General features: G+C 72.1%; 11 protein-coding genes. 5 read left to right on the top strand and 6 right to left on the bottom strand.

All coding sequences use genetic code 11. The annotated features are described in order from the left end of the window. Nucleotides 1-20 precede the first annotated feature (20 nt). Both IE178_RS11105 and IE178_RS11110 read right to left on the bottom strand, forming a co-directional pair. Nucleotides 21-563 (bottom strand): response regulator, encoded by a 543-nt coding sequence (locus IE178_RS11105; RefSeq protein ID WP_193512121.1) that lies wholly within the window; start codon nucleotides 561-563, stop codon nucleotides 21-23. Between the two features lie 147 nt (nucleotides 564-710). Beyond that, the gene (locus IE178_RS11110) at nucleotides 711-1052 is read right to left on the bottom strand and encodes a chorismate mutase (protein WP_184763440.1); all 342 of its coding nucleotides are present in this window, start codon (nucleotides 1050-1052) and stop codon (nucleotides 711-713) included. Between the two features lie 109 nt (nucleotides 1053-1161). Here IE178_RS11110 and IE178_RS11115 point away from each other — a divergent pair, with 109 nt between their 5' ends. Beyond that, nucleotides 1162-2070 carry a hypothetical protein gene (locus tag IE178_RS11115; RefSeq protein ID WP_193512122.1) on the top strand — a complete coding sequence of 303 codons (909 nt, stop codon included), beginning with the start codon at nucleotides 1162-1164 and terminating at the stop codon, nucleotides 2068-2070. Between the two features lie 291 nt (nucleotides 2071-2361). On the opposite strand, the gene IE178_RS11120 is transcribed toward IE178_RS11115, so the two are convergent. Then, nucleotides 2362-3081 carry a vWA domain-containing protein gene (locus IE178_RS11120; protein ID WP_193512123.1) on the bottom strand — a complete coding sequence of 240 codons (720 nt, stop codon included), beginning with the start codon at nucleotides 3079-3081 and terminating at the stop codon, nucleotides 2362-2364. A gap of 145 nt (nucleotides 3082-3226) precedes the next feature. Here IE178_RS11120 and IE178_RS11125 point away from each other — a divergent pair, with 145 nt between their 5' ends. Continuing rightward, nucleotides 3227-4153: a rhomboid family intramembrane serine protease gene (locus IE178_RS11125; RefSeq protein ID WP_184763437.1), complete on the top strand. Its 927-nt coding sequence runs from the start codon at nucleotides 3227-3229 to the stop codon at nucleotides 4151-4153. Further along, a complete protein-coding gene (locus IE178_RS11130; protein WP_318279983.1) occupies nucleotides 4150-5052 on the top strand; it encodes a chitosanase in 903 nt (300 codons plus the stop codon). The genes IE178_RS11125 and IE178_RS11130 overlap by 4 nt, the downstream gene beginning before the upstream one ends. A gap of 128 nt (nucleotides 5053-5180) precedes the next feature. On the opposite strand, the gene IE178_RS11135 is transcribed toward IE178_RS11130, so the two are convergent. The 3 genes from IE178_RS11135 to IE178_RS11145 all read right to left on the bottom strand — a co-directional run bounded on the left by IE178_RS11135 (nucleotide 5181) and on the right by IE178_RS11145 (nucleotide 12340). Further along, nucleotides 5181-6644, bottom strand: a complete 1464-nt coding sequence (locus tag IE178_RS11135; protein ID WP_184763436.1) for a glutamate synthase subunit beta — start codon at nucleotides 6642-6644, stop codon at nucleotides 5181-5183. Then, a complete protein-coding gene (gene gltB, locus IE178_RS11140) occupies nucleotides 6637-11238 on the bottom strand; it encodes a glutamate synthase large subunit (protein ID WP_193512252.1) in 4602 nt (1533 codons plus the stop codon). The genes IE178_RS11135 and gltB overlap by 8 nt, the downstream gene beginning before the upstream one ends. 370 nt (nucleotides 11239-11608) lie before the next feature. Beyond that, complete coding sequence (locus IE178_RS11145) at nucleotides 11609-12340, bottom strand: VIT1/CCC1 transporter family protein (RefSeq protein WP_184763435.1); 732 nt, start codon at nucleotides 12338-12340, stop codon at nucleotides 11609-11611. 259 nt (nucleotides 12341-12599) lie between these two features. Here IE178_RS11145 and IE178_RS11150 point away from each other — a divergent pair, with 259 nt between their 5' ends. Together IE178_RS11150 and IE178_RS11155 are read left to right on the top strand one after the other, a co-directional pair. Next, complete coding sequence (locus tag IE178_RS11150) at nucleotides 12600-13673, top strand: ADP-ribosylglycohydrolase family protein (protein ID WP_184763434.1); 1074 nt, start codon at nucleotides 12600-12602, stop codon at nucleotides 13671-13673. Then, entirely contained in the window at nucleotides 13670-15214 is a 1545-nt protein-coding gene (locus IE178_RS11155) for an ADP-ribosylglycohydrolase family protein (protein WP_318279984.1), read from the top strand. Before IE178_RS11150 ends, IE178_RS11155 begins: the two co-directional genes overlap by 4 nt. The last annotated feature ends 4 nt before the right edge of the window (nucleotides 15215-15218 follow it).

A 15218-nucleotide genomic window follows, 5' to 3' on the forward strand; every position in this document is an offset into this window, starting at 1 on the left:
AGGCGGATCGGGTACGCGCCCTATGTCCGGTCTCGTTCGAGCTCCCCGGTGTGCGCCCCCGCGGGCTGTCCGGGACCGGCGTGTGCCTGGGGGTGGGGCAGGGCGGGACGCCCGGGGCTCACGATGTGCTCCTCGAGCCGGGCGCGCAGGGTGCGGATCTCGCGTTCCAGGGCGAGGTGGCGCTGATGGGCGTCGTAGAGGTGGCGGATCTTGGTGCGCAGGGCCCAGAGGTCGACGGGCTTGGTGACGAGGTCGGCGACGCCGAGGGCGTAGGCGGCGGCGCCGAGCTGCGGGTCGCGGGCGTAACCGGTGAGCAGGACGACGGGGATGTACTGGGTCTGTTCCAGGCGCCGCATGTAGCGGACGACGTCGAGGCCGCCGGTGCCGGGCATGTGGACGTCGAGGAGCAGCAGACCCACGTTTCCGCGCAGCAGCTGTTTGAGTGCCTCGTCGCCACTGGTGGCCCGGCCCAGCAGGTGGCCCAGCGGGGCCAGGGCGCTCTCCAGGGCGTAGAGGGTGTCCTCGTGGTCGTCGACGATGAGGATCCGGGCATTCGGCGGCATGGCGCGCGTCCCTCCTCGTAAGGGACCGGATGGCTGTCCGGCAGCTGACGGGCGGTGCTCGTCGGCTGACAAGGAGTGCACAGCGCAGCATGCCCCGCGCGGGCCGTCGTGTCACTCCCCGGGGGAGGACGTGGTGGTGCGGTTCGCTCAGGGCGTGGCGCCGTTGACGGTGTCGTCGGCGATGCGCTCGTGGTGTCGGATCACCTCCGCGATGATGAAGTTCAGGAATTTCTCCGCGAAGGCCGGGTCGAGTCTGGCGTCCTCGGCGAGGGCGCGCAGCCGGGCGATCTGGCGGGCCTCGCGGCCCGGGTCGGCGGGCGGCAGCCGGTGCAGGGCCTTGAGACGGCCGACCTGCTGGGTGCATTTGAAGCGTTCGGCGAGCATGTGGACGACGGCCGCGTCGATGTTGTCGATGCTGTCGCGCAGCCGGGCGAGTTCCTCGCGGACGGCGGGGTCGGCGTCACCGGGGGCGGTGTTGCTGGTGCTCATGGGGCGTCAGCCTACGGTGCGGGACCGGGCCGGTGTCCGCCCGGCCGGGGGCGGCTGCGGGGGCCGGCCCGTACAGTGGAATCGGGTTCTGGGCGTCCGGGGGTGAGACGTGGCGAACGGCGGGCCGGTCGAGCACGGATACCCGCATCTGGAGACGGTGCGGTCGGCCGTCACGGCGCTGTACAGGCGTCTGTCGTACGACACGGTCCGCACGTTCTCGGTGAGTGTGGCGCCGGCCGATGTGGCGTTCTGCGACACGGACGATCTTCATCTGGGGGCGCAGCGGGTGGCCCGCGAGATGGTGCGGCACTACCGGCTGCCGGACGCGCGGCTGATCGTCGGGTTCCGGGAGATGACGCATGCGGCGCATGTGGAACTGACCGCCGGGCCGGAGTACTTCGTCGAGTTGAACGACCGGTTCCGGACGCACCGGCGGGACATCGGGGCGGCCCTGGCGCACGAGGTGGCGCATGTGTATCTGCATCGTCTGGGGCTGTCGTTCCCGGGGACGCGGGACAACGAGATCCTGACGGACACGACGGCGACGTATCTGGGGGCGGGGTGGCTGCTGCTGGACGCGTTCCGGGAGGACGGGGCGTCGTCGCAGAAGCTGGGGTATCTCACACCGGAGGAGTTCGGGTATGTACTGGCGAAGCGGTCGCTGGCGTTCGCGGAGGATCCGTCGGTGTGGTTCACCAGCGCGCAGGCGTACACGGCGTACGGGAAGGGCATGACGCTGGCCCGCCGTGACGAGCAGCAGCCGCCGCTGACGGCGGCCGGCTGGGCGGGCCGCCGGCGGTACGCGCGGGATCGCCGGCACGCCCAGGACCACCGCCCGCCCGTCGTCCCGACCGGCGCGCGGCCGGACGTCCCGTACAGCTTCACACCGGACAGCCACGGCCCGCTGCGGGTGTCGTTCCCGTGCCCGACCTGCCACCAGCGCATCCGGGTACCGGTACGGGGCCGGGTGCGGGCGCGGTGCGGCTTGTGCCGGACGGTGCTGGAGTGCGACACCTAGAGGCGGTGCCGTTCGGATCGTGCCGGGGTCGCGGGGCCCGGCACGCGCGTCCGCCGCGTTGTCGTCGGTTGCCGGGGCTCCGCCCGCGCCCTCCTTAGCCTCGCGGCCGCACGCACCGGACCCCGCTCGGCCCGGCCGCGGGGCGCCGTTTCGGCGGAGTCGGCCTGATCCGAACGACACCGCCCGGCGGTGTCGTCGCCGGCCGCTCGACCGCGGGTGCGCGGCGGCCGGCCGCGTCCACGCGGCGGAGCCGGCCATCGGTACGGCCCACGCCCCTCGGGGTGTTGCTCCCTACCGCACGATGCCCTGGGCCCGCGCCGCCACCAGCCACGTGGGGAACTCGCCCACCAGGCGGTCGTACAGCTCGGCGTCCGACACCTCGCGCGGGTCCGCGCCGGCGTGGAAGAAGCCCGCGTTGTCGACGACCCGCTTGGCCGGGACGGCGAGGTCGTCGAGTCCGCGCAGGTAGTCGAACTGCTTGCTGTGCGGGTCGCCGAAGCCGATGAACTGCCAGAACAGCGGGAGACGGGCGGCCTTGCACAGGTACTTCTCCGCGGCGAGCTTGTTGACCGGCCCGCCGTCGGTCTGGAAGACGACGAGTGCCGGCTCGGTCGATCCGCTGTCCAGGTAGTGGTCGATGACCGCGTCCATCGCCAGGTGGTAGCTGGTCCTGCCCATGTGGCCGAGCCCGGCCACGATCCGCTCGACGCGCCCCCGGTGGTCGGCCAGGGCGATGTCGGTGACGGCGTCGACGTCGGTGGAGAAGAACACCACCGGCACGGTGCCGTCGTCGTCGAGGTGCGCCGAGAGGCTCAGCACCCGGTCGGCGAGCGCCTGCACGCTGCCGTCCTTGTAGTACGGCTTCATGGAGCCGGAGTAGTCGACCACCAGGTAGACCGCCGCGCGCAGCCCCTCCAGCCCGTGCTTGGTCAGTGACACCCCGGCCGTCCTGTAGAGGCCGGCCAGCGCGGGCGCGGTCTCCTCGATCTCGCTCGGACCGATCGCGGCCATACGGCTCCCCCTCCGTCACGGAACTGGCCCAGAGCGTACGACACCACCACCCCCACCTCTCGCCCCGTCCACCGGTGTTCGATATTTTGTTCGCCGCCGCCCCCACCGGCTCACTTCCGTCCCGTCCCTGTTGAGGAGCCGGCCCGTGGATCCCGAGTCCGCCGTCACCACCTGTTACCGCCACCCCGAGGTGGAGTGCTACGTCCGCTGCACGCGCTGCGAGCGGTACATCTGCCCGGACTGCATGCGGGAGGCGGCCGTGGGCCACCAGTGCCCCGAGTGCGTGAAGGAGGGCGCGCGGTCGGTACGGCAGGCCCGCACCCTGGTGGGCGGCCGGGTCTCGGCGGTGCCCGTGGTGACGTACGTCCTGATCGCCGTCAATGTGCTGGTGTACCTGGCGGAGCTGGTACGGCCGGAGATCGTCGACCGGTTCGCGATGGTGGGGGCGGGGCTGGTCGGTCCGGACGGCGAGCACTACCTGTGGATCGACCCGTACCCCGGGGGCTTCGCCCCGGAGGGCCTGGTGGACGGGGAGTGGTACCGGCTGCTGACCGGCGCGTTCCTGCATCTGCCGCCCACCGAGGGGACGTTCGGCGTCTTCCACGTCGTGATGAACATGGTGGCGCTGTGGAACCTGGGCCGGCTCGTCGAGCCGATGCTGGGCCGGGTGCACTACCTCGCCCTGTACCTGCTGTCGGCGCTGGGCGGTTCGGTGCTGGTGCTGCTGATCGCGCCCGGGGACGCCGTCGTCGGCGCGTCCGGCGCGATCTTCGGGATCGGGGCCGCGTACTACGTCGTGGCCCGGCGCGTCGGCGTGGACATGGGCCAGGTCAACCGGTTCATGGCCGGGCTGCTGCTGTGGCTGGTGATCTCCGCGCTCGTCACGTCCTGGGAGGGCCACCTCGGCGGGCTGCTGGCGGGCGGTGCGGTGGCGCTGGCGTTCGCGTACGCTCCCCGGGACGGGCGCCGGACGCTCGTGCAGGTCGGCGCGTGCGTGGGGCTCCTGGTGGTGCTGGCGGTGGCGGCGGCGGTCAAGGTGTCCGAGCTGACGGGTGGAGGTGTCCCCCAGTGAGACGTTCCGGTGTGCTGCTCCTCGCGGCCGTTCCCGTCATCGCCACGGGGATGTACTTCGTCATGCCGGCGGACTCGGCCGACGCCCCGGCCGCGCCGCCCGCGGCCACCGCCCAGTCGTCCCTCGAGGACGCCAAGGACCGGGCCGAGCGGGAGCGGAAGGCGGACGACGCGGTCATCGCCGAGCTGCCGCCGGGGCTGGCCGCGCCCGCGAAGAAGGAGCTGGCCCAGCAGCTGGTGGCGAGCGCCGAGCACTCGACCACCGACTGGCGCACCACCTACGGCTCCATCGAGGACCAGGGCGACGGCTGCGGCTACACGGCGGGCATCATCGGCTTCTGCACCGGCACCCACGACCTGCTCACCCTGGTCGAGCGCTACACCGAGGCCCACCCGGACAACCGGCTGGCCTCCTACCTGCCCGCCCTGCGCGAGGTCGACGGCTCCGACTCCCACGACGGCCTGGACCCCGGTTTCACCGCCGCCTGGGAGGCGGAGGCGGAGGTACCGGCGTTCCGCGAGGCCCAGGAGGAGGAGCGCGACCGCATCTACTTCGCGCCGGCGGTCCGCCTCGCCAAGCTGGACGGCCTCGGCACGCTGGGCCAGTTCGTCTACTTCGACGCGATGGTCTTCCACGGCCCCGGCACCGACGCGGACGGCTTCTACAGCCTGCGCGAGCGGGCGATGCGGCAGGCCGACACGCCCGCCGAGGGCGGTTCCGAGAAGGGCTACCTGAACGCCTTCCTCGACGTCCGCCGCGAGGCCCTGCTGACCCGGGCCCCCGACCGCGACACCTCCCGCGTCGACACGGCCCAGCGCCGGTTCCTGAAGGCCGGGAACCTGGGCCTGGACACGCCGCTGGTGTGGGAGATGTACGGCACCCGCTACACGCTGCCCTGAGCATGCGGCGGCGCCTGCCCAGTCGTCCGGTCGGGGACTGGCGGGCAGGCGCCACCCAGTGTTCCGTACGCCTTTGTACGGGACGTATATGAGGGACCGTCAGGTCACCTTGTGAGCCGTGCCGCCGGTCAGACCATCAGCGAACGGTCGGTCGGCCGGATCGGGGCCGGCAGCTCGCTCGCTCCGGTGAGGAAGCGGTCGCAGCCGCGGGCGGCCGAGCGGCCCTCGGCGATCGCCCACACGATGAGCGACTGGCCGCGGCCGGCGTCACCGGCGACGAACACACCGGGCACGTTGGTCTGGAAGTCGGCGTCGCGGGCGATGTTACCGCGCTCGTCGAGCTCCAGGCCGAACTGCTCGACCAGCCCGTTCTCCCGGTCGGTTCCGGTGAAGCCCATGGCGAGGGTGACCAGCTGGGCCGGGATCTTGCGCTCGGTGCCCGGCTTCTGCGTCAGCTTGCCGTCGACGAACTCGACCTCGGTCAGGTGCAGCCACTGGACGTTGCCGTCCTCGTCGCCCTCGAAGTGGGTGGTGGAGACGGAGTAGACCCGCTCACCGCCCTCCTCGTGGGCGCTGGTCACCTTGTAGAGCATCGGGAAGGTCGGCCACGGCTGGGAGACCGGGTCCCGCTCCTCGTTCGGGCGGGGCATGATCTCCAGCTGCGTGACGGAGGCCGCGCCCTGGCGGTGGGCGGTGCCCACGCAGTCCGCGCCGGTGTCACCGCCGCCGATCACGACGACGTGCTTGCCCTCGGCGGAGATCGGCGGGGCGACGTAGTCGCCCTCCTGGACCTTGTTGGCCAGCGGCAGGTACTCCATGGCCTGGTGGATGCCCTTGAGCTCCCGGCCGGGCACCGGCAGGTCGCGGGCGGTCGTCGCACCGACGGCGAGGACCACGGCGTCGTACCGCTTGCGCAGCGCCGTCGCCGGCATGTCGCGGCCGATCTCGACGCCCGTGCGGAACTTGGTGCCCTCCGCGCGCATCTGCTCGATACGGCGGTTGATGTGCCGCTTCTCCATCTTGAACTCGGGGATGCCGTAGCGCAGGAGGCCGCCGATGCGGTCCGCGCGCTCGTACACCGCCACGGTGTGGCCGGCCCGGGTCAGCTGCTGGGCGGCGGCCAGACCCGCCGGGCCCGAGCCGACGACCGCGACGGTCTTGTTGGACAGGCGCTCGGGGATCTGCGGGGCGACGTCACCGGTCTCCCACGCCTTGTCGATGATCGAGACCTCGACGTTCTTGATGGTGACCGGCGGCTGGTTGATGCCGAGCACGCACGCCGACTCGCACGGAGCGGGGCACAGCCGGCCCGTGAACTCCGGGAAGTTGTTCGTGGCGTGCAGGCGCTCGGAGGCCGCGCCCCAGTCCTCGCGGTAGGCGTAGTCGTTCCACTCGGGGATGAGGTTCCCCAGCGGGCAGCCGTTGTGGCAGAACGGGATGCCGCAGTCCATGCAGCGGCTGGCCTGCTTGCTGATGATGGGCAGCAGGGAGCCGGGGACGTAGACCTCGTTCCAGTCCTTCTTGCGCTCCTCGACCGGACGGGACGTGGCGACCTCGCGGCCGTGGTTCAAAAAGCCCTTCGGGTCAGCCATTGATCGCCGCCTCCATCATCTTCTCGGTGATCTCGGTCTCGGAGAGACCGGCTCGCTCGGCGGCGTCCTTGGCGGCGAGCACTGCCTTGTACGTGCTGGGGATGATCTTGCTGAAGCGCTCCACGGCGGAGTCCCACTCGGCCAGCAGCTTCGCGGCGACGGTGGAGCCCGTCTCCTCCTGGTGCCGGCGGACCACGTCGTGCAGCCACTGCTTGTCGGCGTCGTCCAGCGCCTCGACGGCATTCAGGTTGCCGGCGTTGACGTTGTCCCGGTCGAGGTCGATGACGTAGGCGACGCCGCCGGACATGCCGGCCGCGAAGTTGCGTCCGGTCTCGCCGAGGACGACCGCGTGACCGCCCGTCATGTACTCGCAGCCGTGGTCGCCCACGCCCTCGGAGACGACCAGCGCGCCGGAGTTGCGGACGCAGAACCGCTCACCGGTCTTGCCCCGCAGGAACATCTCGCCGCCGGTGGCGCCGTAGGCGAGGGTGTTGCCCGCGATGACGCTGTACTCGGCGAGGTGGTCGGCCGCGCGGTCCGGGCGGACGACGATCCGGCCGCCGGACAGGCCCTTGCCGACGTAGTCGTTGGCGTCGCCCTCCAGGCGCAGCGTGATGCCGCGCGGGACGAAGGCGCCGAAGGACTGGCCGGCGGATCCGGTGAAGGTGATGTCGATGGTGTCGTCGGACAGGCCCGCGCCGCCGAACTTCTTGGTCACCTCGTGGCCGAGCATGGTGCCGACCGTGCGGTTGATGTTGCGGATGGCGACCTGGGCGCGCACCGGCTGGGCGTCCTCGGCGCCGGAGGCGGCGAGCGCGTCGGCGGCGAGCTTGATCAGCTCGTTGTCGAGCGCCTTCTCCAGACCGTGGTCCTGGGAGACGACCTGGTGACGGACGGCGCCCTCGGGCAGCTCGGGCACGTGGAACAGCGGCTCCAGCTCCAGGCCCTGTGCCTTCCAGTGGTTGACCGCGCGGGTCACGTCGAGCACCTCGGCGTGGCCGACGGCCTCCTCGATGGAGCGGAAGCCCAGCTCGGCGAGGAGTTCGCGGACCTCCTCGGCGATGAACCGGAAGAAGTTCACCACGTACTCGGCCTTGCCGGAGAACCTGTCCCGCAGCACCGGGTTCTGGGTCGCGATGCCGACCGGGCAGGTGTCCAGGTGGCAGACGCGCATCATGACGCAGCCGGAGACGACCAGCGGCGCGGTCGCGAAACCGAACTCCTCGGCGCCCAGCAGCGCGGCGATGACCACGTCACGGCCGGTCTTCAGCTGGCCGTCGGTCTGTACGACGATCCGGTCGCGCAGGCCGTTGAGCAGCAGCGTCTGCTGGGTCTCGGCGAGGCCGAGCTCCCAGGGACCGCCCGCGTGCTTCAGGGACGTGAGGGGGGAGGCGCCCGTACCGCCGTCGTGGCCGGAGATCAGCACGACGTCCGCGTGGGCCTTGGAGACACCCGCGGCGACGGTGCCGACGCCGACCTCGGAGACCAGCTTGACGTGAATGCGCGCCTGGGGGTTGGCGTTCTTCAGGTCGTGGATCAGCTGGGCGAGGTCCTCGATGGAGTAGATGTCGTGGTGCGGGGGCGGGGAGATGAGGCCGACGCCCGGCGTCGAGTGACGCGTCCTGGCGACCCACGGGTAGACCTTGTGGCCGGGCAGCTGGCCGCCCTCGCCGGGCTTGGCGCCCTGGGCCATCTTGATCTGGATGTCGTCGGAGTTGACCAGGTACTCGGAGGTCACACCGAAGCGGCCGGAGGCGACCTGCTTGATGGACGACCGGCGCGCCGGGTCGTACAGGCGCTCCGGGTCCTCGCCGCCCTCACCGGTGTTGGACTTGCCGCCCAGCTGGTTCATGGCGATGGCCAGGGTCTCGTGCGCCTCCTGGGAGATGGAGCCGTACGACATGGCGCCGGTGGAGAACCGCTTGACGATCTCGGAGACCGGCTCGACCTCGTCGACCGGGATCGGTCCCCGGCCGGACTTGAAGCCGAAGAGTCCACGGAGCGTCATCAGCCGCTCGGACTGCTCGTTCACGCGCTCGGTGTACTTCTTGAAGATGTCGTAGCGGCCGGAGCGCGTGGAGTGCTGGAGGCGGAAGACCGTCTCCGGGTCGAACAGGTGCGGCTCGCCCTCGCGGCGCCACTGGTACTCGCCGCCGATCTCCAGGGCGCGGTGCGCGGGGGCGATGCCCGACACGGGGTACGCCTTGGCGTGCCGGGCGGCGACCTCCTTGGCGATGACGTCGATGCCGACGCCGCCGATCTTGGTGGCCGTGCCGTTGAAGTACTTCTCGACGAAGGCCTGCTCGAGGCCGACGGCCTCGAAGACCTGGGCGCCCCGGTAGGAGGCGACCGTGGAGATGCCCATCTTGGACATGACCTTCAGCACGCCCTTGCCGAGGGCGTAGATCAGGTTGCGGATGGCCTTCTCGGGCTCGATGCCCGGCAGGAAGGTACCGGCGCGGACCAGGTCCTCGACGGACTCCATCGCCAGGTACGGGTTGACGGCGGCGGCGCCGTACCCGATGAGCAGGGCGACGTGGTGGACCTCGCGGACGTCGCCGGCCTCGACCAGCAGTCCCACCTGGGTGCGCTGCTTGGTGCGGATGAGGTGGTGGTGGACGGCCGAGGTGAGCAGCAGCGACGGGATCGGCGCGTGCTCGGCGTCGGAGTGCCGGTCCGACAGGACGATCAGGCGGGCGCCGTTCTCTATGGCGGCGTCGGCCTCGGCGCAGATGTCCTCGATGCGGGCGGCGAGGGCCTCGCCGCCGCCGGACACCCGGTAGAGGCCGGAGAGGGTCGCGGCCTTGAAGCCGGGCATGTCGCCGTCGGCGTTGATGTGGATGAGCTTGGCCAGCTCGTCGTTGTCGATCACCGGGAAGGGCAGGGTGACGCTGCGGCAGGCCGCGGCGGTCGGCTCCAGCAGGTTGCCCTGCGGGCCCAGCGAGGAGCGCAGGGAGGTGACCAGTTCCTCGCGGATCGCGTCCAGCGGCGGGTTGGTGACCTGTGCGAACAGCTGGGTGAAGTAGTCGAAGAGCAGGCGCGGACGCTCGCTCAGCGCGGCGATCGGCGAGTCGGTGCCCATCGAGCCGATCGGCTCGGCGCCGGCCTTGGCCATCGGCGCGACGAGGACCCGCAGCTCCTCCTCGGTGTAGCCGAAGGTCTGCTGGCGGCGGGTGACCGAGGCGTGGGTGTGCACGATGTGCTCGCGCTCGGGCAGGTCGGACAGCTCGATCTCGCCGGCCTCGAGCCACTCCGCGTACGGGCGTTCGGCGGCGAGCTGGGCCTTGATCTCGTCGTCCTCGATGATGCGGTGCTCGGCGGTGTCCACCAGGAACATGCGGCCGGGCTGCAGGCGGCCCTTGCGGACGACCTTCGCCGGGTCGATGTCGAGGACGCCGACCTCGGAGCCGAGGACGACCAGGCCGTCGTCGGTGACCCAGTAGCGGCCGGGGCGCAGGCCGTTGCGGTCGAGCACGGCGCCGACCTGGGTGCCGTCGGTGAAGGTGACGCAGGCGGGGCCGTCCCAGGGCTCCATCATCGTGGCGTGGTACTGGTAGAAGGCGCGCCGGGCCGGGTCCATGGAGTCGTGGTTCTCCCACGCCTCCGGGATCATCATCAGCACGGAGTGCGGCAGCGAACGGCCGCCCAGGTGCAGCAGCTCCAGGACCTCGTCGAAGGACGCCGAGTCGGAGGCGTCGGGGGTGCAGATCGGGAAGATCCGCTCGATGGCCCTGTCGTCGGAGCCGAACAGGTCGGAGAACAGCTGGGACTCGCGGGCGCGCATCCAGTTGCGGTTGCCCTTGACGGTGTTGATCTCACCGTTGTGCGCGACGAAGCGGTACGGGTGCGCGAGCGGCCACGACGGGAAGGTGTTCGTGGAGAACCGGGAGTGCACGAGCGCGACCGCGGAGCCGAAGCGGCGGTCGGACAGGTCCGGGAAGAAGGGTTCGAGCTGGCCGGTGGTCAGCATGCCCTTGTAGACGATGGTGCGGGCCGACAGGGAGGGGAAGTAGACACCCGCCTCGCGCTCGGCGCGCTTGCGCAGCACGAAGGCCCTGCGGTCGAGGTCGATGCCCCGGCTCTCGCCGGCGCTGACGAAGACCTGCCGGAAGACCGGCATCGTCGAGCGGGCGGTGGCACCGAGCAGTTCGGGCGCGACCGGCACCTCGCGCCAGCCGAGGACGGTCAGGCCCTCGGCGTCGGCGATCTCGTCGATCCGGGCGACGGCGTCCTCGGTGCCGTCCTCCGGCAGGAAGGCGATACCGACGGCGTAGCCACCGGCCTCGGGCAGGTCGAATCCGGCCACCTCGCGGAAGAAGGCGTCGGGGACCTGGGACAGGATGCCCGCGCCGTCACCGGAGTCCGGCTCGGATCCGGTGGCACCACGGTGTTCGAGGTTGCGCAGGACCGTGAGGGCCTGCTCGACCAAGGTGTGGGACGCCTCGCCGGTGAGGGTGGCGACGAAGCCGACGCCGCAGGCGTCGTGCTCGTTGCGGGGGTCGTACATACCCTGCGCAGCAGGGCGAGCATCCATGAAAGACCAGTTCAGCCGGTCATTCGTGGAGTGCTGGGACGGCTGGCGCGGCGTACGCATCGGCTCTCCCGTCGTCGTCATGTGGCATGTGCAAGTGCCGAGGGACGACGTTGGCCCTCTGCGTGAGTGCAAAATTTCGTGCAGGTTACATGATGGAGCGGTTCTCGGGAACCGGGATAATCCGTTCCAACATGCGGACGCCGCGTGGGTCGCGGCGAGGTTCCGCCCCTGGCGGTGGAAGCTATGGGGACCGGGCCGGACAGATCGATGTCCGTCGGTCCGATGGCGGGAAAGGGCTCCTTCGCCCGTCCCGCGGGCACGCCGCCGGCCTCATTGCCCACAGCGCTTACGGCTCATTCCCAGTGGTCATGCAGCCGAAACCAGCAAGTAACGACTACTTATGCGGCCCCACGCATAAGTGCGAGTCGCATCATCCTACGGCCGTGCCGAACAGTGTGCCCAGGGCGTACGTCACACCGGCCGCCGCGCCACCGAGGGCGAGCTGCCGCAGTCCGCTGTACCACCAGCTGCGCGCCGTCACCTTGGCCACCACCGCGCCGCACAGGAAGAGCCCGAGCAGGGCCAGCAGCACGGCGGGCCACAGGCTGCTCGCGCCGAGCAGGTACGGCAGGACGGGGAGCAGGGCGCCCAGCGCGAAGGAGCCGAAGCTGGACACGGCGGCCACGGTGGGCGAGGGCAGGTCGCCGGGGTCGATACCGAGCTCCTCCCGGGCGTGGATCTCCAGGGCCTGCTCGGGGTCCCGGGACAGCTGCCGGGCGACCTCGCGGGCCAGTGCGGGCTCGACACCGCGGGCCGTGTAGAGCGCGGCGAGCTCGGCCTCCTCGTCCTTGGGGTGCTTGCGCAGCTCGCGCCGCTCGACGTCCAGCTCGGCCTCGACCAGCTCGCGCTGGGAGGCGACGGAGGTGTACTCGCCGGCCGCCATCGAGAAGGCGCCGGCGGCCAGGCCGGCCAGGCCGGTGAGCACGACGGTCTGCTGGCTGACCGCCCCACCGGCGACACCGGTCATCAGGGCGAGATTGGAGACCAGTCCGTCCATCGCGCCGAAGACGGCGGGGCGCAGCCAGCCGCCGTTCACATCCCGGTGCGTGTGGTTGTCGCGGTGCGCCTCGTGCAGCGCCGCCTCGGTCTCGATGATGGCCATGCGTGGTCCCCCAGGACTCCTCTTTGGACACGTTCCACTTCTCGACAACACCCAATCTATGCCGCCACATTCCCCGCCGCCAGCAAGGAAAGGCTGGGCTAACCTGCGGTTTTGCGGGATCCGCTCGTTTGTGTAGATCGGCGCACAGATGTCGACCGGGTGACGCTGGGGTCTGTGAGGCTGCGCCGGACACCGCACCGGGGACAGTTCCGCAAAGGGCTCCGCGCCTCTCGGGGCGCACCTGAGAGGAGTGCCGCGTATGGCATCGACCGCCCGCATCCCCTCGGTCCCGGCGCCCGGGGACGCCCTCGGGCTCCGCGAACGGGCGCGCGGCGCGCTGCTCGGCCTGGCCGTCGGCGACGCGCTGGGCGCCCCGGCCGAGAACATGAAGCCCTCCGAGATCCGGGCGAGGTGGGGGCGCATCACGGGATACGTGACGGAGCGTCCGGCGGGCACGGACGACACCGAGTACGCGATCTTCTCCGGTCTGCTGCTGGCCCGGCACGGCTGCGCGCTCACCCCGGCACATGTCGAGGCGGCCTGGCACGAGTGGATCGCGGACCGCGCCGAGGGCCCCTTCCGGGGCGCCGGCTTCAGCGAGCGCGGCACGCTGGAGAACCTGCGCCGGGGACTGGCCGCGCCCATCTCCGCCCAGCACCGGCACGCCTGGAGCGACGGGCTGGCGATGCGGGCGGCGCCCTACGGGGTGTTCGCGGCGGGCCGTCCGGACGAGGCGGCCCGGCTGGCGGCGATCGACGGCTCGGTCAGCCACGACGGCGAGGGCATCTACGGCGGTCAGGCGGTCGCGGCGGGTGTCGCGGCCGCGATGGCCGGGGCGCCGGTGGTCGCGGTCGTGGCCTCGGCGCTGGCGGTGGTGCCGGACGACTCCTGGACCGCCCGTTCGCTGCGCCGCGCCGTCACCGCGGCCCACCTCGGCGAACGCGCGGTCCGCGCCGCGGTGGTGATCGGCGGCTACCCGTGGACCGACCTGGCCCCCGAGGCGGTCGCCCTCGCCTTCGGGGCGTACGCGGCGGCCGACGGGGACTTCGAGCAGGCGGTCCTGACGGCCGTCAACATGGGGCGCGACGCCGACACCACGGCGGCGGTGGCGGGCGCGCTGGCGGGGGCGACGCGGGGCGTCCGGGCGATCCCGGAACCCTGGGCGGCCGCCATCGGCCCGGCCCGCGGCAGTTGCCTCCCGGCGATGGCCGGCCACCACGTCCTGGACGTCGCGGACCTGCTGACACCGGGCGAGCTGCCGCCACGAGCCGACGAGCCGCCCCCGGACACCTTCGTCCTGGCCCCGGACGACCCGACGGAGGCCCCCGCATGACCCCCCACCCCGAGGCCCCGCCCACCACGATCGGCCCGGAATCCGCCCCACCCGCCCCCACGACCGACACCACACCCCCACAGGAACCACCCCCGCCCGCCGACGCCGAACAAACCCCGTGGGGGCCACCCGCACCCGCCGACGACGAACTGGCCCCACAGCGGCCACCCGCACCCGCCGACGACGAACAAACCCCACCCGAACCACCGGCACCCGCCGACGACGAACAAACCCCGTGGGGGCCACCCGCACCCGCCGACGGCGAACAAGCCCCACAGGGGCCACCCGCACCTGACCACGAAACCCGCACGGGTGGTGCGGGTGGGAACACCCGGGCCGAAGGCGAAGCCGAGGCCGACAACGCCACCCAGGCACCGCAGGCACACCGCGCAGCCGAGGCCGACAACCCCACCCAGCCACCGCAGGCCGGTGCGAGGATCGAGGGCCTCCTCCTCGGCCTCGCCGCAGGCGACGCCGCCGGCTGGCCCGCCGCCCGGCACCGCGCCGTCCGGATGCCCGAGTGGACCCGACGCCTCACCCGCGAGCTGGACACCTTCGCCGAGCAGAACGCGACCACCACCCTCCCCGTACCGATCGCCCTCAACCAGCCCCCCGAACCCCTGCGCCTCGGCCCCTCGGACGACGCCGAGTGGGCGGCGTTCGCGGCCGAGGCGGTGCTGCGCGCCGGCGACGACGCCGCCCTCGGTGACCTGAGCCGGGAGCGTCGTACCCGCGCCGCCCTCGACCTGACCTGGAACTCCGTGGCCGCCGAGGTCGCCGCGGCCACCGAACGCGCCCCCGAGACCGAGTCCGCCGTGCTCCCCCTGCGCGCCCGCATCTCCGTGCGGGCCGGTCTCGGCAACCTCGCCACCGGTCTGCGCCCGCCCGCCACCGGCCACGACAACCCGCACTACTTCGACGACGCCGCCTGCGTACGGGCCTGCGTCCTGGCCGTGGCCCACCCCGGCGACCCACGGGGCGCCGCGGAACTCGCGGAGTTCGACGCCCGCTACACCCAGGACGGCGACGGCGTGCACGGCGCCCGCGCCATGGCCGCCGCCGTCGCCCTGGCGCTGGCCGGAGCGGACCCGGACACGTGCGTGGCCGCCGCCTGCGCCGAGCTGCCCGAGGACACGGAGATCGGCCGCAACGCCCGGCACGCCCTGAAGCTCGCGGCGGACGCCCCCAGCGCCTTCGCCCTCGTACCGCCGCTGGAGCACCAGATCGTCGACCACGTCTACAGCTACGGCGTCGCCGCCGCCGAGACCGTGCCCGTCGCCCTCGCCCTGGCGACCGCCGCCCGCGGCCGGATCGCGGAGGCGGTGCCCGCGGCGGCGTGTCTGTCGCGGGTGGCGGACTCCGCCCCGGCGCTCGTCGGCGCCCTCACCGGCGCGCTGGGCGGCGGCGCGGCGATCCCGGAGTCCTGGAGGGAGAGCTGCCGCACCCTCTCCGGCTGCGTACTCCCCCGGCTCACCGGCACGGACCTGGTGGAACTCGCCGGGCTCCTGGAAGCCGCACAACCGACCCCACCCGGAGGATGATTCG

The sequence above is a fragment of the Streptomyces griseoloalbus genome (assembly GCA_014650015.1).
Lineage (GTDB): Bacteria > Actinomycetota > Actinomycetes > Streptomycetales > Streptomycetaceae > Streptomyces > Streptomyces griseoloalbus.